This is a genomic window from Paraburkholderia sp. JHI869, assembly GCF_038900775.1.
Taxonomy (GTDB): Bacteria; Pseudomonadota; Gammaproteobacteria; order Burkholderiales; family Burkholderiaceae; genus Paraburkholderia.
This window is the reverse complement of the sequence record NZ_JAYMSC010000060.1, coordinates 1-25,171: the sequence shown is the minus strand read 5'-3', so window position 1 is coordinate 25,171 and position 25,171 is coordinate 1. Positions and strand designations below refer to the sequence as shown.

At 56.4% G+C, this 25,171-nt stretch carries 18 protein-coding genes and 3 pseudogenes; 3 read left to right on the top strand and 18 right to left on the bottom strand.

The features are described from left to right. Nucleotides 1-160 precede the first annotated feature (160 nt). The 15 genes and pseudogenes from VSR72_RS43005 to VSR72_RS42935 all read right to left on the bottom strand — a co-directional run bounded on the left by VSR72_RS43005 (nt 161) and on the right by VSR72_RS42935 (nt 15,471). Nucleotides 161-562 (bottom strand): heme-binding protein, encoded by a 402-nt coding sequence (locus VSR72_RS43005; protein ID WP_342958253.1) that lies wholly within the window; start codon nt 560-562, stop codon nt 161-163. A gap of 373 nt (nt 563-935) precedes the next feature. After that, nucleotides 936-2,402 carry an amidase gene (locus tag VSR72_RS43000; RefSeq protein WP_342958252.1) on the bottom strand — a complete coding sequence of 489 codons (1,467 nt, stop codon included), beginning with the start codon at nt 2,400-2,402 and terminating at the stop codon, nt 936-938. 215 nt (nt 2,403-2,617) lie between these two features. Further along, nucleotides 2,618-3,631 (bottom strand): 4-hydroxy-2-oxovalerate aldolase, encoded by a 1,014-nt coding sequence (gene dmpG, locus VSR72_RS42995; protein WP_342958251.1) that lies wholly within the window; start codon nt 3,629-3,631, stop codon nt 2,618-2,620. A gap of 9 nt (nt 3,632-3,640) precedes the next feature. Next, complete coding sequence (locus VSR72_RS42990) at nt 3,641-4,582, bottom strand: acetaldehyde dehydrogenase (acetylating) (protein ID WP_342958250.1); 942 nt, start codon at nt 4,580-4,582, stop codon at nt 3,641-3,643. Nucleotides 4,583-4,665: 83 nt separating this feature from the next. Then, nucleotides 4,666-5,097, bottom strand: coding sequence for a RidA family protein (locus tag VSR72_RS42985; RefSeq protein WP_342958249.1), 432 nt, complete (start codon nt 5,095-5,097; stop codon nt 4,666-4,668). A 5-nt stretch (nt 5,098-5,102) separates the two neighbouring features. After that, complete coding sequence (locus tag VSR72_RS42980; protein WP_342958248.1) at nt 5,103-5,873, bottom strand: fumarylacetoacetate hydrolase family protein; 771 nt, start codon at nt 5,871-5,873, stop codon at nt 5,103-5,105. Nucleotides 5,874-5,882: 9 nt separating this feature from the next. Beyond that, the gene (locus VSR72_RS42975) at nt 5,883-6,668 is read right to left on the bottom strand and encodes a fumarylacetoacetate hydrolase family protein (RefSeq protein WP_342958247.1); all 786 of its coding nucleotides are present in this window, start codon (nt 6,666-6,668) and stop codon (nt 5,883-5,885) included. Beyond that, entirely contained in the window at nt 6,661-8,136 is a 1,476-nt protein-coding gene (locus VSR72_RS42970; RefSeq protein ID WP_342958246.1) for a 2-hydroxymuconic semialdehyde dehydrogenase, read from the bottom strand. Before VSR72_RS42970 ends, VSR72_RS42975 begins: the two co-directional genes overlap by 8 nt. 393 nt (nt 8,137-8,529) lie before the next feature. Further along, nucleotides 8,530-9,345, bottom strand: coding sequence for a tRNA U-34 5-methylaminomethyl-2-thiouridine biosynthesis protein (locus VSR72_RS42965; protein ID WP_342958245.1), 816 nt, complete (start codon nt 9,343-9,345; stop codon nt 8,530-8,532). A gap of 47 nt (nt 9,346-9,392) precedes the next feature. Next, complete coding sequence (locus VSR72_RS42960; RefSeq protein WP_342958256.1) at nt 9,393-10,310, bottom strand: tRNA U-34 5-methylaminomethyl-2-thiouridine biosynthesis protein; 918 nt, start codon at nt 10,308-10,310, stop codon at nt 9,393-9,395. A gap of 1,087 nt (nt 10,311-11,397) precedes the next feature. Next, on the bottom strand, nt 11,398-11,943 hold the full coding sequence (locus VSR72_RS42955; protein ID WP_342958244.1) for a MarR family transcriptional regulator: 546 nt from the start codon (nt 11,941-11,943) through the stop codon (nt 11,398-11,400). A gap of 814 nt (nt 11,944-12,757) precedes the next feature. Beyond that, nucleotides 12,758-13,783, bottom strand: a complete 1,026-nt coding sequence (locus VSR72_RS42950; protein WP_342958243.1) for an AraC family transcriptional regulator — start codon at nt 13,781-13,783, stop codon at nt 12,758-12,760. Nucleotides 13,784-14,553: 770 nt separating this feature from the next. After that, complete coding sequence (locus tag VSR72_RS42945; protein WP_342958255.1) at nt 14,554-14,730, bottom strand: hypothetical protein; 177 nt, start codon at nt 14,728-14,730, stop codon at nt 14,554-14,556. An 89-nt stretch (nt 14,731-14,819) separates the two neighbouring features. Then, nucleotides 14,820-15,055 (bottom strand): annotated as a pseudogene (locus VSR72_RS42940) (transposase); the annotation flags it as partial. Nucleotides 15,056-15,345: 290 nt separating this feature from the next. Further along, a complete protein-coding gene (locus tag VSR72_RS42935; RefSeq protein WP_342958254.1) occupies nt 15,346-15,471 on the bottom strand; it encodes a helix-turn-helix domain-containing protein in 126 nt (41 codons plus the stop codon). Between the two features lie 405 nt (nt 15,472-15,876). On the opposite strand from VSR72_RS42935, the pseudogene VSR72_RS42930 reads away from it, so the two are divergent. The 3 genes and pseudogenes from VSR72_RS42930 to VSR72_RS42920 form a co-directional block, all read left to right on the top strand. After that, nucleotides 15,877-16,275 (top strand): annotated as a pseudogene (locus VSR72_RS42930) (transposase); the annotation flags it as partial. A gap of 899 nt (nt 16,276-17,174) precedes the next feature. Further along, the gene (locus VSR72_RS42925; RefSeq protein WP_342958242.1) at nt 17,175-18,278 is read left to right on the top strand and encodes a porin; all 1,104 of its coding nucleotides are present in this window, start codon (nt 17,175-17,177) and stop codon (nt 18,276-18,278) included. Nucleotides 18,279-19,009: 731 nt separating this feature from the next. Beyond that, nucleotides 19,010-19,468: pseudogene (locus tag VSR72_RS42920) on the top strand (IS21 family transposase); the annotation flags it as partial. Between the two features lie 1,666 nt (nt 19,469-21,134). On the opposite strand, the gene VSR72_RS42915 reads toward VSR72_RS42920, so the two are convergent. The 3 genes from VSR72_RS42915 to VSR72_RS42905 form a co-directional block, all read right to left on the bottom strand. Next, nucleotides 21,135-21,914, bottom strand: a complete 780-nt coding sequence (locus tag VSR72_RS42915) for a cyclase family protein (protein ID WP_342958241.1) — start codon at nt 21,912-21,914, stop codon at nt 21,135-21,137. 238 nt (nt 21,915-22,152) lie between these two features. After that, a complete protein-coding gene (locus VSR72_RS42910; RefSeq protein WP_342958240.1) occupies nt 22,153-23,589 on the bottom strand; it encodes a cytosine permease in 1,437 nt (478 codons plus the stop codon). A 1,214-nt stretch (nt 23,590-24,803) separates the two neighbouring features. Next, the coding region (locus VSR72_RS42905; protein ID WP_342958239.1) for a transposase at nt 24,804-25,171 on the bottom strand (368 nt) is incomplete at its 5' end.

The following is a 25,171-nucleotide window of genomic DNA, read 5'->3' as shown; positions in this document are numbered from 1 at the left end:
CATACTTGAAGGCCTGGAGTCGTTGCATACGGGAAAGCTTACCAGTACTCACGCGTTGTCAAGGACGCCTGCGGCGTCCGCGCTATCCTTCCCCCTGAAGGGAGAAGGTTGCCGTGCACCTGCTCAAGAACCATATTAACGATCGCAAAGCCCATGTAGCCTACCCAATCGCGTTAGCACCTGCTTTCGCGACCTGTGCGTCTTCGTGTGGCTTGACACCCGAGACACCAACTGCCCCCACAGTTTGTCCGTCAACTACCACCGGGACGCCGCCCTCCAGGGTCGCAACGAGCGGTGCGCTGATGAAAGCAGTCCGCCCACTATTGATCATCTCCTCGTAAAGACGCGACTCTCGTCGTCCGAGCGCGGATGTTCGCGCCTTGCCGATCGCCATTTCAGCCCCGACCGGTGCGCAGCCATCCAGCCGCAGGAAAGCGAGCAAATGTCCGCCATCATCCACTACGGCGATGGCTACGGGCCATTGGTTTTTATCTGCCTCCTCGCGTGCGGCTTCGAGGATCCGCGAGATTTCCGCGTTGGTCAGAACAGGTTTTGTCAGCATTTCGTTTCTCGAGTTCGTTATTTCACCATTTCGACGAGATTCGTTTAGTGAAGCACTAGACCATCACGCAAATGGCAATACCGTCAATTGATCACTGGATCTGCATGTTTGAAGACACTGCGATCCACTCAGGCTCTACGAGGAGTCAGCGCGAAGTAAGATCCAGTGAGGCCTACTTCCGCTTGGGTTAATAGTCGAAACTGCGGCACCAGCCCCCTAACGCACGTTCTCGAGGTTAGTGCTAGACCGCCCAGACACCCGCAATTCCGCGCCATCGTCGCCGAAAGCAGGCGCGCATGCTGACGTGTCGGGATGGCTCAGTCAACGTTGGTTCGCCTGCCGGGTAGGCATCGGGATCCAAAACCTGCGGCTCTCAAGAAAAATCGCTTGCCGCGTGAACCGTCGGCACACGACCCGACCAAGGCAGCTCTTGTTCAAGAACCGATGCAACCTGCAGGAGCGTTGCCTCATCCCCGTAGCGACCAGCGAACTGAATGCCGATGGGCAAACCCTCATCGCTCTGAAACAATGGGAGGGAGATCGCGGGTTGACCGCTCACGTTGAACGGAAAGAGGCAGGCTGCATCCTTTAGGAATTCAGCGTTATAGCGTTCCCAGTCGCCACAGCTCATATCGAAACTCGTCCCAATTCCGAACGCCACTCTCCTCATGACGGGCGATATGAATACGTCGTACGCGTGAATATCTTTTGCGATGTCGATTCCGCCGCGTCGAATCGCATCGATGTCTCGGGCATGGGTCAGGGCGTCGATCGATCTGCCTTTTTGAATTCCAGACCAAGTGTAAGGCTCGAACTCCTCGGAGCGGAGCTCGACGCCGAAACTCGCAGCGCCATTCTCAACAAAACCCGCCGTTTGGACTGCTGCCATTCGTGTAAAAGCGCTCCAGCAATCCAGAATATCGAACTTTAGATCATGTGCCTCGACATCGTGTCCATGGGAAGCAAGAAGACGCGCCACCCGCTCAATCCCGGCTGAAATCTGCGAATCCACAGGACTGCCGTCGGGTGAGGCGAGGCTAAAGCCAACGCGAAGCTTCCTAAGACCCAACTGCGAGGCGGCGAGGAACCCATCTTGCTGTTCCGCAGGTGTATAGGGCTCCCCCGGAAGACCACCCGCGACGGCGTCCAAATATGCCGCTGTATCTCGTACAGTGCGAGAAAGGCACAAGAAGACCGCACCGCCATGGAAGAAGTCTGGTGCCGGCGAAACTGAGACTCGACCCCGAGATGGCTTCAAACCGACAATACCGCACATAGCTGCAGGCATCCGAATTGAACCTGCTGCATCGCTGGCTTCGGCCAATGGCACGATGCCTGCCGCGACAGCGGCGGCAGCCCCACCGCTCGATCCGCCCGCGGTTCGCCCGACGTTCCACGGATTGCGGGTCGGACCATTCAACTTAGGCTCTGTCGTGAGCGACCATCCATTCTCGGGGACATTGGTGAACCCAAGAATATTCAGCCCACTCTTGCGCATTCTCGTTACCACTTCGTTGTCAACCGCTGGCGCAGAGTTGTGCAAACTAAAAAACTTACTGCTGTTTGTCGTTCGAAGTCCCGCCGCCGAGGTGGCAAGATCCTTCGCCAGAAACGGCACACCGCTGAAGACGCCGCCACGGCTTGTAGTTCTTGCACATTCACGCGCGACGTCAAAACAGGTTTGCGAAACTGCGTTCAACTCCGGATTCAAGCGCTCCAGGATTTCGACCGCAGCATCCAGTGCCTCGATACTCGAGATTTCCTTCGCTTTGATAAGCCGCCCAAGTCCGACTGCGTCTTGCTCGAGATAGACCCGCATGATGTCGGTCTTCGTGTTCACTATGTTCTCCAATTTTGCGTTCGAAGCCCTGAGGGAATTGCAATTTCCTCTCTCTTTCCGCTCATTGGAGCTAGTCCCGATGACGTCAAGTTCGAAGCAATCGGCCATTTAGCTACCGTCTCATGTTCGGGGATCAGGTGAACTTGCGCGGTTTTGCCACATAGCCGATGCTCGGTGTCGAAGGTAAAGCGAGCGGAGTCAGTTCGACACCACACTCAACGCGATGCCGAACTCTGCATATCCAGCGCTACGTCGACGATCATGTCTTCTTGACCCCCAACCATTTTTCGGCGTCCCAGTTCAACCAAAATGTCGACGGTCTTGATACCGTACCGTTCCGCTGCAGCTTCAGCATGGCGCAAGAAGCTCGAGTACACGCCTGCGTAGCCCAAGGCCAAGGTCTCCCGGTCAACGCGCACCGGGCGGTCTTGTAACGGACGGACGATGTCGTCGGCGGCGTCCATCAGCTTGTAAAGATCACAGCCGTGGTCCCAGCCCATGCGGTCGGCGGCCGCAATGAAGACCTCCAGCGGTGCGTTTCCAGCGCCGGCGCCCATGCCGGCCAAACTGGCGTCGATGCGATCGCATCCCTCTTCCACCGCGACGATCGAATTGGCAACGCCAAGGCTCAGATTGTGGTGTGCGTGGATGCCCGTTTGCGTTTCGGGCTTGAGTACGTCTTTGAACGCGCGGAATCGGTCCCGTACGTCATTCATGTTGAGGGCGCCACCGGAATCCACGACATAAACGCACGAAGCACCGTAGCTTTCCATCAGCTTGGCCTGTTCCGCAAGCTTTTCTGGAGTGCTCATGTGGCTCATCATGAGGAAGCCAACAGCGTCCATGCCTAGGTTACGCGCCAGCTCGATGTGCTGCTTCGACACATCTGCCTCAGTGCAGTGGGTAGCCACGCGGACGACGCGGGCACCCGCACCATAGGCATTGCGAAGATCATGCATAGTGCCTACGCCCGGGATTAGCAACGTCGCGACCTTGGCATGCTTTACGGTGTCGGCCACCGCCTCGATCCATTGCAGGTCGGTGTGCGCGCCGAAACCGTAGTTGAAACTGGAGCCAGACAGACCGTCACCGTGCGCGACTTCCAAGCTGTCCACGCGAGCTTCGTCGAGCGCCTTCGCGATCTCGCGTACGTTTTGAATACTGTACTGGTGGCGGATGGCGTGGCTACCGTCACGCAGTGTGACGTCGGAAATGTAAAGCTTGCTCATATTGCGTCCTCAAACGGCTTCTACCAGGTGGGTCTGCGCGAAGCGCTCGGCACATGCCAGCGCGGCCGAGGTCATGATGTCCAGATTGCCGGCATATGCGGGCAAGTAGTGAGCGGCGCCTTCCACCTCCAAGAAAACGGAGGTTTTCAGCCCCGACAGCTTGCCTAGACCAGGCACGTTCAGCGGTGCGCTGGCTGAAATTTCGTCGAACTGCACGCGCTGCTTCAGGCGGTAACCCGGGACATAGCTCTGGACCGTCGCGACCATATCGGCAATGCTTTCTTCGATCGCCTTGGTGTCGGCCATTTCAGAGAGGGTGAATACGGTGTCACGCATGATCAACGGGGGCTCGGCCGGATTCAGAATGATGATGGCCTTGCCACGGGCGGCACCGCCGATAACCTCAATGGCCGTCGAGGTGGTCTCCGTAAATTCATCGATGTTGGCGCGCGTGCCGGGGCCGGCTGACTTGCTGGCGATGGACGCAATAATCTCGCCGTAATGCACCTTCGCAACGCGCGAGACGGCCTTCACCATAGGGATGGTGGCCTGGCCGCCGCAGGTGACCATGTTGATGTTGGGAGAGCCCAGATGCTCATCGATGTTGATTGCCGGAATCACATACGGGCCAATTGCGGCAGGGGTCAAGTCGATGACCTGAACTCCTTTGGCTTGCAACAGCTCGTTGTGTCGCTTATGAGCACCGGCCGAGGTCGCGTCGAAAACGATGCGGATCTCGTTGAAATTGGGCATTGCCAACAGGCCGTCGATGCCACCGGCAGTGGTGGGCACGCCCAAGCGCTCGGCGCGCGCCAAACCGTCCGATTTGGGATCAATTCCAACCATAGCGCCCATTTTCAGGTACTTGCCATGGCGAATGATTTTGATCATCAGATCGGTGCCGATGTTGCCCGAGCCGATAATCGCTACTGGAACTTGAGTTACTGACACTTTAGCTTTCCTTTCACTTGAGGGTAGACTTGTCGGGTAAGACAATTAAAGTCCCACGCCGCGCTGCGTGTGCCGACCAACGCTCAACTGATTGGCTTGTATGCCACGACTTTCATCTCGATCACCAAGTGCGGATGGGGCAACTGATGTACCGCCACAGTGGTGCGGGTCGGCCCTTCTACGTCGAAGAACTCAGAGTAAACCTGGTTGTATTTCGAAAAGTCGTTCATATTCACGAGGTAGGTACACGCCTCGACCACGTCCTGCAAATCGGCACCGACACTACGCAGGATGTCGCGGATGTTCCGTATAACCTCCCGCGTTTGAACTTCAATGTTTGGCGTTGCCCTGCCAGAAGCGTCGATTTCAGCTCCGGCGATGCTGTTGTCTGGACGCCGAGAGCTAGTTCCAGAAACAAAAAGAAAGTCGCCGGCGCGCTTGACGTGGGGATAGGATCCCAATGGTTTGGCCTTGCCGTCAACTACAGAGGCAAATTTCTCGACTCTTGGATTCATCGAATTCACTCCTCGCGCGCGGTGCTAAAAGCGACGCTTCCCAAATTCTGGAACTCGCATCGAACCGCAACGCCGGGACGCAGTTCAACGGCAGCGGTAGCCGCTCCTGCTAGGACGAGACTACCCGCCTCCAGTGTTTCACCCTGCTGTGCCGCCAGACGCGCAGCCGCTACCAAGCCACGGATCGGTGCACCGAGAATCGCCGCGGTACTTCCCAACTGCACAGGGCGTCCGTCGAAGGACATGACGATTCCCAAATTGCCCACGTCAGTGTCCGGGCGGTGCCACTGGCCAACCACGAAACCCGACGAAGATGCGTTGTCCGCCACCACGTCAGGAAGAGAAAACTTAAAGTCTCGATAGCGCGAGTCGATTACCTCCAGAGCCGGCGCCACCGCCTCAACCGCAGCCAAGGCCTCGAGCGGCGTCACATTACCTTGCAGGGGTTTCCCAAGAAGGAAACACACCTCGGGTTCAACTCTCGGATGAACGTAGTTCGAAATCTTGAGGCTACCGCCCTCTTCAAGCCACATGTCGGAAGTCAGGCGCCCCCAAATGAGGTCCGAAACGCCCATCTGCGCCATTTTCGCTCGACTGGTGAAGCCCATTTTTAGGCCCACCAGGTGCGCTCCGCGGCCAACACGGTGCTCAATCAGGGCTCGCTGGACAGCGTATGCCTCATCAAGCGTCACCGCGTCTTCGCCGGTAAGTTGTGGAGTGGCCTCGCCACGCACGGCTGCATCGTCGAGGCGCTTGGCAATACGTTGAATCTTCATGAATTCTCCTCAGCCTACGTTCGCGAAGCGGGCGCGTACGCTGCCCAAACCCTGGATGCGCGCTTCCACGACATCACCCGGAGAAACTGCGACCAACGGCCCAAGGGCTCCGGTCAGCACGACATCGCCGGCGCGAAGCGGTGTGCCCATATTGACTAGAGTCCGAGCGAGCCAAAGAGCAGCATTTAGTGGATTTCCGAGGCAGGCGGCGCCCACCCCGAAGGACACTCCTTCGCCATCGCGCTCCATGACCATGCCAGCCATGCGCAGGTCCAAATCGCTGAGCTTGACGGGGCGTTGGCCGAGCACATATAGACCAGCCGAGGCGTTGTCCGCAACGGTGTCGAGGATGCCGATGTCCCAATTGGCGATTCGGCTACCGACCACTTCAATGGACGGCAACGCATAGGCAGTGGCAGCGAACAGGTCGCTTAGCACGATGTGCTCACCGTCGAGGTCGCGTTCAAGTACCAGCGCAACCTCCGCCTCGCACTTCGCTTGTATCAGGCGCGCCGCTGCTATCTCCTCGCCGTCGCTGACTTCCATCGAATCGAATAACGTTCCGAAGTCCGGCTGATCGACTCCAAGTTGCTTCTGCACCGCAAGTGAAGTCAAACCGATTTTGCGTCCAGTAACCCGGCGCCCTTCAGCCAACCGTCGTTCCGTATTGAACCGCTGGACTGCATAAGCTTGTTCAATACCTCCCATCAGTAGGTCGCGCACTGGCTCAATCGGTCGGCCCGACTTAGCCGCCTGATCGATGAGATCGGCTACGCGTTTGACTTGTTCAGACATTTTCGGCCTCCGCATCAACGCGTACGCACACGTTTGTAAGTTCCGAGTAGAAGTTGAGCGAATGCATCCCGCCCTCGCGGCCAATGCCGGAGATGCCAGCACCGCCAAACGGCGTTCGCAGATCCCGAAGGAACCAGGTATTCACCCAGCTAATGCCTACGCGCATCGCCTCGCCGACCCGATGAGCACGGCTCAGGTTCGAAGTCCAGATAGTCGCGGCCAAGCCATAGCGTGTGTCATTCGCGCGCGCTATCACCTCGCGCTCATTGTCGAAAGGAGCGACGTGGCAAATTGGCCCAAAGATTTCTTCGCGTACGGAGCGGGCATCATCCGACAGGCCTGTAATCACTGTCGGCTCGACCCACGCGCCGAGATCGCGCTTGTCGCCAAAGTCCGGAACGCGCCCCCCGGCGAGAAAGGTTGCACCTTCCTCACGGGCCAACTGAAAGTAGCTCAATACTTTGTCACGATGCTTGGCAGAAATTAGCGGTCCCATATGGGTATCCGGGTCGTGCGGCCAGTCGACCTTCATCGCCTTAATACGCTCGACAAGCGCAGTGCAGAATCGGTCGAATATTGAGCGCTCGACGTAGACGCGCTCCGAACACAGGCATACCTGCCCGCTGTTGAGAAACAGCGCGCGCATCATGCCGTCAAGCATCTTTTCGAAGTCGCAATCTGCGAAAATAATCGCGGCGTTCTTCCCACCGAGCTCGAAGGAAACGGGCTTTACCCCTTCAGCCGCAGCACGCATAATCGCCGATCCGGTGCGCGATTCGCCGGTAAACGTGATAGCACTGATGTCCGGATGGCTAGCAACGAATTCGCCTGCCGAGTTGGGACCAAAGCCGTGCACAAGATTGAACGCGCCAGCGGGCACGCCAGCGGCTTCCATTACCTCCGCCAGCAGCGTAGCACTGCCCGGAGTTTCCTCAGACGGCTTAACCACAACTGAATTGCCGCAGGCAAGGGCCGGAGCGACCTTCCAGGTAAGCAACAACAGCGGCAGGTTCCACGGGGAAATCACACCCACCACACCCAATGGCTTGCGCGCAGCGTAATTCAGAGCATAGGCACCCTCGGGCAGATCCAAGCGATGACTATCCAAGGGCGCCGTAGCGAGCATATCAGCGAAGGCACGGAAATTGGCAATGCCGCGTGGAACGTCGATGCTCGAGGCCATGGCCAGCGGCTTTCCAGTGTCTGCCATCTCGGCTGCAAGGAAGTCGTCTTGGCGGCGCTCCATCTCGTCTGCAATCCGGCGCAACAAGACCACACGCTGTGCAGCGCTGGTGCGCCCCCACTCGCCAGCCAACGCGCGGTGACCCGCACTGACCGCCTCATTGACCAGCTCTCGGCTTGCTTCGTGAACCGTCGCGACCAGAGAACCATCGACAGGGCTGATGTCGTCGAACGTCTTCGGGCTCTCGACCCATTTCCCATTTACGTAATTCAGATATTGCTTCATTTATTTCCCTCGGTGACACTGGGTTGCGACATGCATCGCCGATCCCTGCATTTTTCCGTTGACTCGCCGCTCGGCTAATCGCCTCGTAACCGACTCATCTATTCACGATTCGTACCTCAACTAATCTGCTCCGGCGCGCTGCGACGTTTGGCGTCAGCACCAGATTTACAACCATTCCGGCCGAAAAACAGTGAACGACCACAGATCAAGGTTGCTGAGGCGCTTCCTTCTTCATAAGTAGATGAATCCCGCCTTGTTAGCAGCACGAATTATCAATTTAATGGGGTTAACATCTTCCCACTAAACGTTCAAAATGCCCTGATTCGCAAAGCGCCCTCTGATTCGATTCAACGCGGAACGAGCAACTCTCGCTCGTCCCGCGTGCGCGTGGTCTTATACGTGGAACTCGACGACCGCGCCGCCGCTTCCGTACAGTGCCCCATAGTGGTGGACCGTGGCGCCTGCGAAGCTACCACCGAGCCCACCGAGGATCCAGTTGAAGTGCTTGAATCCCATATCGACTCGCGCCTCTTTAATATAGGCGGGCATCAGATCACGGATTGAAGTGCAATCTCCGGATTCGAAGAGACCCAACATCCGCCGATTCCACTCATCCTCTTCCGGCTTTACGATTCGATCGGTGCTGGGATCGATATCCTTGGTAAATACGCTCCCAGACAGTCCTCCAACGCCGACGATGGCTACTCGTTTGCCTTGCTCTTTTGCGCATGCAACCGCGACCGCCGCGAGCTTCTCCGTGGCTTGCCCGTTGTCGTAGAGATTGTTAGACGCAACCACGAGCGGAAGGGATTCCCCGCCGATGCCCATGGAGTTGCTGGCGACAATAGTGCCAGTGTCAATCGGGAAATTCTGATAATCCGCGCCGCGAGCATGAATTCCCTGCTTCTCACAGCTCTGAATGCAGAGGTTTGCCAACTCCACGTCGCTGTACAGGTCGTAAGACAATTCGCCAAACTCATGCCAGTTTTCATCAACGTGGATGTCTTGGCTACGTTTGCGCGTCAGCCAAATTTCATCCAGCACCGCGAACCATTGCGTGGAATACATCATCACCACATCTGGACGTGACTCTTTGAGTGATGCACCCGCGCGTTGCATCGCCAAGTTGAATTGGTTCCAGACCTGCACATCCGGACGAAGCGTCGGCAGTGGACTGCCGGGAACAAGAAAGGCCGAAACGATGGACATAGTGAGTACCTTGGATAATATCTAAACGAGCTCTTTGCCGGGCATCGTCACTGAGCCGCCGCAGCTTCGCGGGCAAGACCTGCCTTGACGAGGTTCCACTCCATAACCGCGTTACCCGTGCCAATCACTGTGCCATAACCATGAAGTTCTGCAGCAAGCTCGGGGTATTGCATTGCCGAATGCATCCAGGTAAATGCACCAGACTTCACCTCTGCGAACGCCTCATCGATAAATTGCGGCAGCAAGCGGAAGACCTCTTTCATATCTCCGCGTCGCATCAAGTTGATCATTCGCATGTCCCACTCATAGCCGGCCTGGCTAAACGGGTGCTCTTTGCTCATGTCCTCTGGCGGGACCGGTTCTTGATGGAAATGCCAGTGCGACATGGTATTCGACGCGAGCAAAATGGCGCGCTTGCCCGACTTGATGATCGCCTCGCGAGTCGCCTTCCCGAGCAGATCCATCTCAACGAGACCTTCCTGCATGCTCAGGTAGTACGGCGTATTGTTTGCCGAGATCGAAACCACGGGGATGTCCCATTGAGGACGGATCATATGGAGGGTGGTAATCGTTCCGTAGTCCGGACGAAAGCGCGGATTGCGCATCATCTTCGTCTCCAGACCCAATTTACGACCCTCCTCACAGCAAGCTTCAGCCAGTTCGACGTCCACATTAAGGGAATAGTCGAAGCGGAACAGGTTCGGGAAGATCGGGTCCACCGAACGTCCCGTGAGATGTTCCACGCCAATGAAGTGGTGCCCAACTGACGTAATCCAGTGCGGCGAATGAACCAGCAATACGTCTGGCTTCAACTCCTCCACGCTTTTCCGTGCACGCTCGTACGCCCAGCGGAGCTGCTCCCAACCACCACTCGATTTCGGCTCATTCTGCGGGGGGTTCTCCGCATAAAGCATATGGGGAGGATGCGGGGCAAGAAAACCGCTGATAATCTCTCCTGTAGGCATTTTGTCGCCTCCTCTAAATTTCTGTTTCAGTGAAAAATTCGAGAACTCGTCCGAAGCGACGCTCCGAGATACATTTCCTCGAAATACCAAAATGGCGACTCCGCCACAGTGCTCGGAAGCGGCTTGATCAAACGGTGCCCGCGTCCAAAGTCCGCCTGCAAGCCCCGCTTCCAACCGCATTCTCGCTTCGGGAGCCAGGCGTCGCATATGTACGTGCACGTACTTTCTATGAGGATGATCATAGGAGCGTGGTCGGCCTCGTGTCAAGGGTTTCAGCGCCACTGGCTCCTAGGGAAAAACCCTGCATCATTCCTTATGCCAAGCAGCATTTAGCGATTAGGCTCCGCACCAAAGAATCGATGCTCGATCAACGACGCGAGTGCCTAGAAGCAGCTCAGATCGATGTGCCTAGGACGAAATGTTATACGTATACGTATCTAATCATCCCGCCTGCGGCTACTTAGGGGTTAGATAGTTGAAGGAGACGGTTCCGATAATCGGTCTCGCCTCTTTGCACGGTGGCGATGGCGTCATGTTCAACCACGAAGAAACGTGCAGCGACGATGAGCGTGCTTCTGGCCAGTGTGGGGCCATTTGGCGGTTCCCCCGCGCGTCCAAGTGCAGGTAGCCAACCACCGACGGCCTGCGGTGGTCAATGACGAGCGCTTAACCATCCCCTGTGCCTTTCCTCTCGTCGGGGCGAGTTTGCGGCGTTAGGTGGATTGCCTCTTTGCCCTGAGATCACAAAATCCGTGCTATCTCGATTGAAAGAGCTGCAACGGGTGGGCGTATTCGACCTTTGGACGATTAGATGTGGTCATGCCACGACCACTTGCCGGCTTGGAGCAGGAATCTCCACGGCGAGCGACGGATACGCAACCCCGCTACGGTAAGCTTGCGCGCGCCCCGGCGACCTTTTAACACGTCTATAGCGATAAGACCATGCAACTTATTGAACTTCGCTTCGCCATAGCAATTTGACACGGACGTCGGATAAATGGGTAATGCACAGGAATATAGCGCAAAGATGCTCAACGGATCTTTAACCCGATAATTTGCCGGATTAAATTCATTGAGCATATATCAGCTATTCCTCGTTACGGTTACTAGCAGCTAAGTCGTTTTGCGAATCGGCAATCAACTTGAGACACTTTACAAACAACGCACGATATTCTTCTGGAAGCCGTTCCAGCAGCAGCTTCTCTACACCAGAGTCTCTTGGCAAGACTCGGTTCAGTACCTCGACGCCATTTTTCGCAATATACAATCTGTATGCTCGCTGATCGTCCTCCGCTGCAATGCGAACTAACATCTCATTTGCACAGAGTCGCTTAATCATTTCGGCGATTGTATTGCGATCCATGTGCAGCTGGTCAGCTAATGCACTTTGCTTAAGGCCAGGGTTCTGTGCGACCACAACCAGCGCCGCCTTTTGCCGTGGCGTCAATGATTCCGACGCAAATTCCTTGCTAAATATGTCTTCGGCAATAAAGTGCGCTCTCCTCAGTAGGTGCGACGCGACCTCCTCCAGTCGAAAGCGGTCGAGAATCTGTTGGGCTTCCCTCGACAATCCCACCGGGCCGCCAACGTCGCCAGGTGCTATGGAGCTCTTTGTTTTCTTTAGGGCGGTCATAGAAGTTGATAAATAAAATCGGGGCTATCGAATGAATGATGACATACGACGTTCACTTCTAGACGATTCATGGGCTTCGCCCACATTTCTAGACTCAATCATTATGGGCTGTTCTCGCAGAGGTTTCAACCGAATAAGATATCGGTCAATCGGGAGTTGCAACTTTCAACTATGCAGCGCAGTTGCCGCAAATTGATGGGCGCGCGCGTCTCAGCCCGTACGCGGCTCCTGCGCGGAGAAGAACTTGGACCTGCGTAGGGTAAAATGAACCGAGCGCGCCGCCCTAGCGTCATTCCCGCATGACTGAGCGGCATACATTTTTGCGCGTATGCGAACGTGTGCCGTACGAGCGATCTCGAAGCGTAATCTGCCTTCCCTCTATGGCAAGAGTCAGCGTGGAATTCTTCGAAACATTAACCTCCCGACTTCGCCCTGAGGGCTGGTGCATGTCGCGCCGACGAAGTCTTGCTTTGAGACTGGGCCCGCCATAAGCCTTCGCCCTTCGCATTCGACTGATAGTCACTCGCTTTCGTACGAGGGGACGAGCCCCTCATCCGATCGTTCGGCACGTAGCCGCGACAATGGCGTCATAGGTAAGCCATCGAGGCCAGACTCTCTACAACCGCAGCAGCGAAGGCGGGCATGATCTAAATACAGAAAATCGTTGATTCACGCGTCGCGCGCTCTGATGCCAGCCAGAATACCGTTTAGAGTCTGATGTAAGACCTCATGCATCTCCGCTGCGCAGCCCGCATTCGCCAGACTACGAAACCTTATACGACTTCCGCTCAACCTCGCGCCCACGCACTCGCTTTCAATCATTTCGAGGCGCGTTTAGCGTGTCCTGAGGGCGTACGCCGAACCGCCGACGGTAGTGCGATGCGAAATGACCGTAATGCGAAAATCCCCAGCGCATTGCCACATCCGTGGTCCGCATCGTTGCAGGATCACCGGACTTTAGTTCCGCATGTACTGCCTTCAGGCGGAGTTCGCGCAAATATGACATCGGCGACTGATCATACGTTTGGCGGAAAGCGTAGAACAGAGCGCGGGAACTCACTCCGACGCTGCGTGCGATATCTTCCACCGATGTCGCCTCGGCGAGATTTGCGCGCATATAATCCTCGGCGCGTTTGACGTAGGCGGGCCTTACCATCAGTCGCCCCGACATTCCTTGGATGTACTCCGAACAATTGCTCGGATGAGCCAGGAGGAGCGTGTCAATCAGCAGGCGTTCGCAGCGCTCGGCGTAAGCGGGACGCGAGAGCAAATCAGGGAATGATGCACTTCCCTCCAAGACGTGCCCGAGTGCACTCCGCCATGCCTTCCCCGCAGGCTGCGTGAGGTCCAACGTGGGATCAAAGCGAATTCCTTCCTTAGGAAGAAGTTCAAGGTGCTCCAAGCACGCCCGCTCCAGCGCCTGCTGCTCGATCCGGACAATGACCTGCCGAAGATCGGAAGGAAATCGTAGCTGTGTGGCTTCCTGAGGTGAAAGGATCGCCGCTACATCACGGCTGCCCGAAACCTGGTGCTTCCCGCACGTATAACGTGCCACTCCTCGAACAGGCATTTGGATCAAGGTGAAGCTGCCCAACTCGCCTGCATCGACCTCAACTTCGGCGCCGTATTGCAGATAGAAGATGTGCAGACTTCCGATTTTTAAGGAACGAAATGATGCGTCGATCTCTCGAGCCGGCCCGGCTAGTGACATGCGGTGCGGCTTAATTGCCCGCCCGATCATATCGATCACGCGATCGGGATCGAGCCTGCCCTGAAACTCGACACCGAAATTGCGGAACGCGCGAGGCGTCCCATCGTACCAGCTAGGATAAGTGTTCATGGCGTTGTCGCTTTGCAGGATGCGGTCCGATTAGCGCTGCGTGAGTCTGTCTACTTATAAATGGATGTGGCAATCAATTCGGCCAAGGCCCAGCGTTTTTCCTTCTTCATCGCTCCCCTCTCCCGCCGACTGCCTGCAACTCTGACTACGCCTTTTTCAACCAGGGTGTTCACGGAATGCAACCGTGTTCTTATCGACAGTCGGCGCTCCCGTTCGTAGCCCGACTGAAGCCTTCGCTGTGACCTGACAACTGCCTAGGCCCGCCGCCGCTCAAGCATTTGCCTCCCCCCTACATTTCAGCAATACGTGTACGTAGTATTTTGAACTCAATTTAGACACGAGAGCGACAGGTGTCAAGATTGCGGGAAACCCTAGTTGTTTCAGTGTTCTTAGCGTCCATACCCTACCGACAGACCTGTGCGGGTTTTCCACCCTTACTTAGTACGTGACCGTTCTATTTTTGTACGTGTGCATGACATTTCCCGTCACATCCGACAAATTCTTCCCAACGCAAAGTGCATCGCCGATGCCTTGTTCGCGCGGTGCACCGTTTTTGGATCCAATAAGTCCTCGCCGCCCCGCGCGATCGGCGACTTCCACCGACTGAGGCCAACTTGTGCACCTATCATGAAAGATGTACGGGATATGAAACCGGTTAGCGACAAGGTCATACGAGCCCTGCCCCAGGAAAAGCGGGCGGGAGACAATTTGAGCCTAAATGCGCCAATCGAGCCTGTCACCACTTCCCTTTTTTTGACATCCTCCCCGCCCTAAAGGACGGGGATTCCGACGGGTGCGCCAGCACCGTCGGTAGGTTCCTGCTTCCTCGGACGGCCTGACTGCACCATCCCTCCACAGGCAATCGCGGCGTACGCCGCCGCTAAAACGTTGATAGCGCCGACGTGGTCGGCGTTTGCCTCGTGCCCGCACTTGACGCAGGCGAACAGCGCTTGCGTCTTGCGGTTCCCGGCAGAAATTTGGCCGCAACACGGGGCAGGTGCGGCTCGTGTTCTGTGGCGGGACGGCGACGAAATAGCCGCCGCGCCACGCCGTTTTGTACTCCAGCTGCCGCCGGAACTCGCCCCATCCTTGATCCAGGATTGCCTTGTTGAGCCCCGACTTCGCGCGGACGTTTCGCCCCGGCGCGTCGACCGTACCGCTGGCCGACTTCACCATGTTACGCACCTGCAAGTGCTCGACAGCAACCATCGCGTGGCTTTTGCTGATTGCGTTCGATGCCTTGTGCAGGAAGTCCGAGCGGGCGTTCGAGATGTGCGCGTGGATGCGCTGAACGCGGGCCTTTCCTTTTTCCAGTTCGCCGAGCCCTTCACCTTCCGGGCCATGCGACGCTGATATTTCGCGCCGTTCTCGCGGTCGACTTTGACTTGCTTGCGGTCCGGGTAGCGGAACCCGTCACGCTCGCCCTTGCGCTTGAAGCGAGGGAATGCGGCGCACTTCTCGAAAAAGTTTGTGAAAGTGAAAGCGCGGTCGAGGTCAAGAATCGCCTCGTCGCATGGATGACGCGGCGCCTCTTTCAGCCACGGCGTATCCTCGCTGCTGCGCTATTCCGTGAAGCGCTTCTTCATCGCGAAGCCGGCGATGAACTTGCCGCCATCCGCGTGAGTTTGCTTCTGCAACGCCAGCGCCTTGTTATAGACGAAGCGACACGCGCCCGCGAACTGGCGCATCTTGCGCCCCTGTTCGTCGCTCGGCACCGTCGCCAGTTGCATCATCAGGTCCGCAGCCGTGATGAATCGCGTCTTGATACCGGCCTGTGTCGCCCGATACCGGTTATGCTCAACCGGATGAAGTAAGGTGGGTTATCGCCGCAACAGGCGACCTCAAGCACCAGACGGACGTCTTCGGCGCCTGCGATACCGGCCTGCGTAGCACGGAAGCGGTGGCGCTGAAGTTCACGGATATCGGAAGCCAGCGTGGAAAGCAGCGTCTACACCAGGGCAACTGCCGCGAGCACGTCTACGCGACGCGCACGGACCACCTAAGCTCGAGCAGCTGACAGCGATGTTGCCCATCGGGCAATCCCGCTGCACGGCGCTGGCCTGCATGTGCTGCGCTCTTCCAGCCGCGCGCGCCGATACAATACGCACCGTCTAGCGATCTCCAACCAGCGTCTTCTCACCTTCGATGAGCGTGGCGTGACGTCCCGGGGAAAGGACTACGGGTACATCCGCTACGAGACCATGCCCCCCGGGGCGCCGAGTTCCTGCGTCGCGTTCTACTGCGTGTGTTGCCCCGGAGCGTTCCCTCGCATCCGCCACTACGGGCTGCTCCCAACGCTGTGCGTCAAGCAAATCACGCAAACGTGCGTGAACCGCTGCACGTCACCCCAAAAACTCGACTCGCCATCCAAGCAGCCCGCTGTTGCGTCCCAGCCGCCTTCATCTGCCAGCACTGTGGGCACGGATAAGCTCAATATCAAATTCAGCGCACCGCACCGATTTGAGCGCCACCGATGCAGGCCTCCCTACTGACGCGGGGGCCTAGAACTGCCAGTCCATCGTCGGCATTGCGGCGACACGGTCCATAGGTGCGTGTTTTTTCCTGCCGCATCGGACAGCCTTCCGCACGTACGCCCCACCCTCGCCCTTGCGGCAGCGCATAGCAACATGCTGAGGATGCCAGACCATCAATCGCAAAAGCCACACGAAATTCCAGGCGAGCTTGGGCCACTCCGCGGTCAGCCCCTCTCGGCGTAATCGTCGTCTGCCCACACCGCCGCCGCACGCTCACGGCCACGTTATTGAGGGAATACACCGTATATCCCTCTAAGGAAGCAGTCAAACTCCTCAAGGCTACCAACTGGAAGGCGCGAGCCGTCCGTTCTCCGCTTAACAAACAATATCAACTGGCAAGTCTTGCGCTCAACCGCTCGCACTTTGCTGGTGACTGCCCCCATCATAGAACCCTCGTATGCCCATCCGTGACACGCTCGCGCGATACAGTAGACGATTAAGCCACATAGCTCCCAGCGTATCGGGCTACTAATCTACGTGACTTTAATGCGGCTGCCTAATATTCGCGATTTCGGTCGCCTTCAATTCCTATTACGGTCCCGCGGGTCTAGCTCCGTAGCGCCGCACTCGCCAATGAGCTGGCGAATATTCCTAACAGAGCTACGGGCACGGTTGGCGATAGGACCTGACAATTTAGCGACTCCTGTACACAACCCCGAAACAGACGACGGTGCGTGCTGTGTCGCTTCACGCCGTGGACACGAATGTACTTCTTTTCGCCTATTGGACTAACTCCGCAGAAATCGGATAGCCGAACGTCTTTTGGAATCTGATTATCGGGACGTGCCCGATCAAATCAGCATCAGCACGGGCGCAACTACAGGCTTTCAATTTGAATCAGGAAGAGGAGACAACAGATGAAGGGGGAGTTCATGAAGCGTCGCTCCGCTGCATTAAGTGTGGTCGTCGCGGCATCATGCGCAGGTTTCGCGGTATCTGCGCATGCACAAAGCAGCGTCACGCTTGACGGAGTGGTCGATGCTGGCATCGACTATGTCAGCAATATCGGCGGGAAGAGTCAAGTGTCCATGGGAACCGGCATATTGGCGCCGAATCTATTCGGACTTCACGGCAAAGAGGATCTAGGAGGCGGCCTAGCCGCAACGTTCGTGCTACAAGGCCAGTACAACTTGGGCACTGGTGCGTCGATCGGCGGTCTGTACAGTTATCAATCGTATCTTGGGCTGACAGATGACAAATGGGGGAGCCTCACTGCGGGCAACCAGTACGACTTCATGTTTACGTCGCTGGCCGTCAAGCGATACGGCCCGGCGTTCCCATACATTTCCATTCTAAATCTGAGGAATGGCCCATTCAACGGATTGGGTGTCCCGAATCAGCCCACCGGCGCGTTCGATTTCGACCGCCTTTCGGGGCAGCGAGTCACAAATTCGTTAAAATACGAAAGCCCGAACCTCAGTGGATTTAGCTTTGGCGCGCTCTACGGTTTCGGCGGAGTAGCGGGCTCGTTTTCTCAAAACAGCTCACAGAGCTTCTCGCTGGACTATAGCGGCAAGCTGTTCAACCTCGACGCCGCATACACTTACGTCCGCTATCCCACCATCAACAATGGCAACTCCGGAATCCGCAACTTCGGCGTTGGCGGCGGATTGTTCCTTGGCCCGGCCTATCTTGATGCACTTTTCACCAACACCAGGAATACCTTTTCAGGTGCTGTTGTGAATGTGTACGAGATCGGTGGCATGTATCCATTCAGCCCATTCCTTCATCTCGCAGCAGCCTATCAGTTCATGGACGGCAACTCGGTGCTGAACAACAATAGAGCACACCAAGTAAATGCAACGTTAGTCTATTCCCTCTCGAAGAGGACGGATGTATATACAGCCTTCGCATACCAGCACGCAGTTGGCAACGGGGCACTCGCACAAATCATCCTGTATGGCCCGTCGGACAGCCGCAATCAGTTGACGTTTCGTATAGGTATGCGGCATGTTTTCTGAACCCGGCAAGCCTGCTTGACGTCTCAGGTGGGCGGCGCCTGTTCCTTGCGTCGCCCGCCCCTCCCCATTTTGCTTCAGAGAACGACGCGTCCGAACGCCGTGATTTGTGGTTCCAAGGGATTAAATACCTACAGATTAAATACCTACCCCTCAACACTCATTGAACCAAGAAGCACGACTCGCTTCCAAATGACGCGGGCATCGATCTTACGCGGGGGCGAATTTGTGTTGATCTCCAATCTTGCTCCGTGTCGACACAGAGAGATGAGACGACGACGTCTGTGACACGCTACAACAAACTATTCCTTCAGTTCTCACACTACCGGCGGTGCGCTCGACTTCAAAACCGGCTGGCGCCGTACAGCCCGCTTCCGTTCGCCTCGCACATTGGGCGATTCAGCGGCGATGCCGTTCGCGGGAGTAGTTATGTTGCGTATTTCGGCGAAGCCGAACAGTGATTTCGGTTGAAGTCGAACAGGGTTTCCGGAGGAAGGTGAACAGCCGTTTCGCTTGAAGTCGAACAGTTTCGGGGTATTCCGAAATCGGTGTTCGGCGTTCCGAAACGCGTGTTCATCTTCCCGAAATCGGTGTTCAGCCCGCCGAAACGGCTGTTCACTGCGCCGAAATGTGTGTTCGGCGTGCCGAAACGAAAGGCGCGGTTTCGGTTGGCGGTACTGCGGATGGCTCAATCGGCCGGCGGTTAAGGTGGCTCCTTTTGGGAGAAACCGACGATGCCGGCTCACCGGACAACCATGCGCAAAATAAAAGATGTGCTTCGCCTGAAATGGACCTGTAATCTGTCTCACCGGCAGGTGAGCGGTGCGCTCGGCGTCGGGCTCGGTACCATCACCCAATACTTGCAGCTTGCCGCTTCCGCAGGCCTGGACTGGGCGAAGATTGAGCCGTTGTCCGAGGCGGAACTGGAGCGGTTGCTCGTCAACGGCGCCGTTCCGTCGACGGCCGCAGGCAAGCGTATAGAGCCTGATTGCGCCTGGATTCACCGGGAGTTGCACCGCAAAGGCGTGACGTTGCAGTTGCTGTGGGAAGAGTACGTCGGCGCGAACCCCGGCCAGAAGACCTTGCGCTACACGCAGTTCTGTCAGCGATACAAGGACTGGGCCCAGACGTTGAAGCGCTCGATGCCCCAGCAACACTACGCCGGCGAGAAGTTGTTCGCCGACTGGAATGGACCCCGAGCCGGTTTGCTTCCGTTGAAGGGCGACTCGATGCGCAAGAAGAACGCACCTGATCAAAAAGTAGCCTGATCTCGAACACCCGCAGTACAATCTAAGCACTACGCAGCACCTCCCTCCTGGCCTGTTCGACTTCACCGAAACGGGCGTTCAACTTCCCCGAAATACGCAGTTATGTCGAGCAGCACTTGCCGCAAATCTGCAGAATGTCATCCATTCCTCTCATCAATTCCCGGTTCTCGCTAGCGTCATCTCGTACGTCGTACCAATCGCAATTCCGCCGCCCAGTTTAGCTGCTCGTTCGCGCTTGCGCTGCTCAAACTTTCGCAGTCCAAACTAATGACTCTAATCGGCGCGACCCGCAATTCCTGAATCATCCACACAGCTTTGGGTGGCTCCTTCTGCGATTGCTGCATCGCACAGGCCGCGCCGGGCGTACTCTGGCTACGGTGTCGCGCCCTCACGCGGGGGGACGCGTCTGAGCAGGTCCGCGCCGTAATCGGCGCATGGAACACTTTGGATCGTGGGCGCTATCGCCACCTGTGGTCTCGATTGCCCTGTCAGCGGAAATCTGCCGAGCAAATCAGGCCGCACTCCACCACCGCCTTCGCCCTGATGGGGACGCGTCGCGGCGCGGATCTGACCGGTGTTCGTGTTCATAGGCAGATTCATATAGTGCCGGGGACGGCGCATAGGAAACCATGCTTGCGTACCGTCCACTCGCCTTCTCGGTAGACCCGCTGTCCGGTGCTGAGCTCGTCCTATTCACGGTTGGTGGTAGGAAAACACGCGCGCGCCTCGAGAGCAAGCTATCCTTAGCGATACTGCCTACACCAGTCGAACAACTGATTCGCGTTGACTTCACAACTGCGTGCGATCTCCCACCGAACGTCCATCCGATAAACATCTCCGCGACGATCCGGCTCCTCTCGTTCGAGATGGGTGTGTCAAAACCCGCGCCTTCGACGTCGGGCGCGAACATCGAACCATCAGAACGCGCTTTATCGGTTTTGCTGAACGCTGGGAAGGGTAAAGCGGCGCCCGAAAGCCGAGAAATTCCGGGTTTGGATACATCGTCGTTCGGGGTATGAGGCCAATTCTCGCGCGCCTGCGTGTTCAGTGACCTCGGGGGGGCATGATTACTCTATCGGCCTAGGTGACGTACGTCCTTCTCGAAAGATGGCGACACCTTCATCAGACACGCACACTGCGACCGTTGGATGCTAACTGATCAATCGCATCACTTGTGATTTGAGAGCGATCTACCGGAAACGGCGAAAGGCAATTAGAACAAAAACCGAAGCTGAAAATCGCGTACTTCGGAGTCGTGCGCTCGTAATATCCGAGATCAATCGTCAAACGTGCAGGTGTCAACGCCGATCTGATTATTTAGAGCAATTCAGAGCGGGGCTGAGAACGCCGGCCCCATTGCGAGGCGTGGTGGCGAGGCCATACTATGAGACAGCATGGCGGCGATTTCCTGTTTTCCAGCGCTAACAATGCGATAAGAATTCATTCGCCAATCAAAATGAGGGCGTTCTATACGAGTTCTCATGCTACGTCCCCCCCATAGTGCCGGCATCACCAACTTGCTTAGCCGGCGGCTCCAACGGCATGTGGCACAGTGGAGCACGCCGGATCTTGCCGTCTAGAAACGCGTCGCTTAACGTTCCACCAGCGCGAGCACCCGACACGGACTCCCAGATCCACGCTTGATCTTAAGCGGCGGCGTAATCAGCACGGCCCCGGTAGGCGGGAGCCGATCCAGATTCGCGAGGCTCGACAGACCGAACTTGTTATTGCCGTGCATGGTATGGTGGCACGGGAACGGCTTCGCAAAAGCATATGCCTGCCCAGCATCCGTACCCACGGGTTCCGTTCCAAAACCGATCACGTCGCGCTCCATTGCCAGAAACTCAGGCACATCCGCGTGAGGACCAGGCGAGTGACCGCCATCTTCGCGCTCGTTCAAGAAGCCGTCAGTAAGAGCACGCGTAGACCAGCCGGTCCGCATCAGAACCCACGCGCCGGCAGGAATCCGACCGTGTTTTGCCTCCCATGCCTCGACATCCGCAACAGTCAACAGAAAATCCTCATTTTCCTTGACCCGATCGGAAACGTCGATCACACAAGCCGGTGCGATAAACTTCTGCACCGAAATCGTATCGGTCGCACCGTCGGGATAGTCTTTGCCCGTAATCCAGTGTACAGGCGCGTCGAAGTGAGTACCGGTATGTTCACCACAAGAGAAGTTATTCCAGTACCAGTTCGGCCCGCGCTGGTCGAAGTTTGAAATCTCTTCCAGACGAAATGGCGCCGTCTGTCCGTATTGCGGCGGCAGGTTAATCACCGAAGTCCGCGCCTGAAGCGTATGGCTCAGGTCGATTACCTCAACATTGCCCTGTGTGATCGCTTGGGCAAATTGCTGCAGGATGGTTGTCATTGAATGTGCTCCTTGTTTCACGTTGGATTACAGATTATGAACGGCCCCCTCTCGCCCATTGGAAGCGCTGCCGCAGACGGACTATCGCGCCACGATTAAGAGGAACCGTTGTTGAGACCGGTCGAACCGGGCAACGCTCCCGTGAGCGCTGCCCGGATCACGGCCTCCGGTCAAGCCAAATCATTGAAAAGGAACCAGCAGGAAACCTTCAGGTTTACTGTGGACCAAAGATTGCGCCTCAGAGGCTCGCAGCCGCAGGACTACTACTGCGTGCGGGCTTAAGTACCGTTAGTCGCAGCGTCGGATAGACGACAACGCAGATCACAAATACGCTGATCGCTTCTACGGGAATGACTTTGGACAGAACATAGTGGGAAAGAACTACAGCTGCAATCGTGGTTACAACACCCGCCCAGTTGACGTCCTCAGGCGTTCCGAGTTCCCCGTCCTGGTTCGTGAAGAACCGCTTGACGATAAAGTAGTCGGCAACAATGATGCCAGCGAACGCCGTGGTCAACACGCCCAACATCGTAATCCACGAGTTCACCAATTCAAGGATCTGCCCGTAAAGCATCAGCAATCCAATGATATTGGCGAGAACAACAAACGTCAGTCGGCCAGGCCTGAAATTTACCGCGTCGAACAGGTTGGAGAGCGACAGCGATGCGCTGTAAGTGTTGAGAACTTGTGTCTTCCCCTGAGTGAGCACCATCATCAAGGCGCCCAGTCCACCCCCGAACACCACGAATGCGGCGGTGATGCTGTCGGGGCTTTGTAGCGAGGCGTGCAGCGCTGCCTCGTGTGTCATTCCCGCAGTGTGGGTGTAGAAGTCCACAAGTGCGGGAATCCCAGCGTACATAATCACGCCGCCGACTACGAGCATCAATACGTCCATCGACAAATTGCCGATCAGGGCTGCGATCGCAATGTCTTTCGAGCGGCGCGCGTATCGGCCGAGATCTGCGTCAAACAGCGCGAGCGCTCCAGCGGAGCCAATGAGCACATTCACGGCAAAGATAAACTTTTGCATGTCGGTTTCTGCCCCCATCGCTTTAAGCGTATCAAGTGGGAACTGAGAGCCAAAGGAAAAGAGGTCCGCGACCGAATGCGAGCTGCTGGAAATAACGACCTGCACGATGTAAGCCATCACTGCAAGCGAAAGTACGAGCGAAATCGATGATACTCGGGCGACCAACCCAAAGCCGTAGGCCGTCAGCAGGATCCAAATGGCTGTCATCAGACCATAGATGACGATTCGCGCTACGACCGTATCAGCAATTCCGAAGTAGAAAAGGAAGCCTCGATACAACAGCGCGTTCTCCAACGCCAGAAATCCGATGATCATGAACGCGAAAATCAGCGACGATATGATCGATCCTCTCCGACCGAACCCGAAATAGCGTGACATGACGGTACTCGACAACCCCGACCGATAGGCGACGTGGCCGCAGGCCCAGCCCAACAGAGCGCCAACAACAGTCACCAGCACGCCTGCAATGAGCCCAATTTTGATACCAGCAACGAAGGTGACCAACGCCCCAAAGAACAGCTGGACGAGTGAAACGACAATGCCGGCGGTGTTCCATGTCAGGGCAAGCCACCCTTTTCGCGCTTCATCCGGCACCCGCTCCAATGCGTGGTCTTCAATCGTTACGCTAAGACTTTCTTCCTTCATAGTACGTCGCTCCTCTTACGCTCCTGTACACGCATTGGCCTATCAGTCTTCGCTGAAATACGCCTCCGCCCCATGTTCGAAGCTATCATCCCCGCACACAAATTCTCTCGCCATCCCGTTCAAGCAACGGATGTCCCATTACTGAAAAAACCCTCCAAAGTTCAACGAGCGGTCACGAACCAGGCACTTTGAGGCGGTGTGAGCCGCAAGGCGCAGCAAGCCGCGCAACAATGCCGTCGAGCTTTCGCAGCCGCGGTGGTGCACCGTAGTGCTGGGATCGTAGCGTGCGTTTGACCAGCCTGCGAGGCGCCAATCTGGCCCGCCATACGCCGTAGCAGCGCGGACAAACGCTACATACAACTCAGTCGAATCGAAATGGGAATCGCACGATCGGTCAGCTTTCCGACTGAGATTGATCTGTCAGATGTATGGCTGGTCCGCCCAATTCCTTCTCAGTTCCGACGATCGATTTTCAACCTCTCTAACATCTCGTCGCCGTTTTCCGTATAGGAAGACTTCTCGCCGGCGCGTTTCATCCGCATTCGCTCGGAGGACGATATGGTTAGATTATCTATCAATTCCAATGTTAAAAACGGCCCGACCAAGTAACGGGCAGCATTCTTCATCAAGAAAGTATCTTCTCCTTACGAATGCACACCCACGTATTTCGTATTACTAAGTAATGATCAAATGATTCGACACTTTTCGCTATCTGGACGTCATTCCACGTCCATCTTCGAGAAGAAAAGATGATTTACACCAGACTTCAATGACCTTATGAACTACGGAAGAAGCGTCTTCGTGCGTCTGATAATTTCATATTTAAATTTTCGCGCATAGCAAAGCTATACGATTTGCTCTTCGTTGACATCCTTATATGAACACCTCCCCGTTGGCAAGGTTGGGTTTTAGTGTGTGAGACATAGAGGTTGCGTTTGCAGTCTTATACATGGCCTCGTCCCGTTTGCCAAATGATCCGGCCTACAGCGAACAGGTGCTGGATTGCATATATACATTCGGCCTGTTGATGGCACAGTTGTGCCTGGCCCCAATGGATTTCGCCCGACGACTCCTTCATATATCCACGGCTTCGAAAGCCCTAAGTCTGCGCAGGTTCTGTCGTCGACGGTCCAACCTGTTTTGCCATTGAATCAGATCATTTGTGCAACCAAAGAAGAGGTGACGCTATGACCATGACGTGATCGGGAGTCCGCTCATACCGGCGGCGCATACTCCTGACCGCGTGCGAGCAACACCCAGATCGTTCTGGCTATCTTGTTCGCGAGTGCTACGACGGCGACGTTTGTTCCGCGTCGCGCCTGAACCTCGAGTATCCATCGAGAGAGTTTGTCCGTATGCCTTACGGCTTGCTGAACGACCGATCGGGCGCCGTGTACGAGCAGCATTCGCAGATACCCGTTACCGCGCTTCGTAATACCGAACAGACGATCTTTGCCCCCTGAGGAGTGCTGACGTGGCGTCAAGCCAAGCCACGCCGCAAACTGCCGACCGTTTGAGAACTCGGAGGCGCTTCCGGCCGCAGCGATCACGCCGGTTGCGATCATCGGTCCGACACCACGGA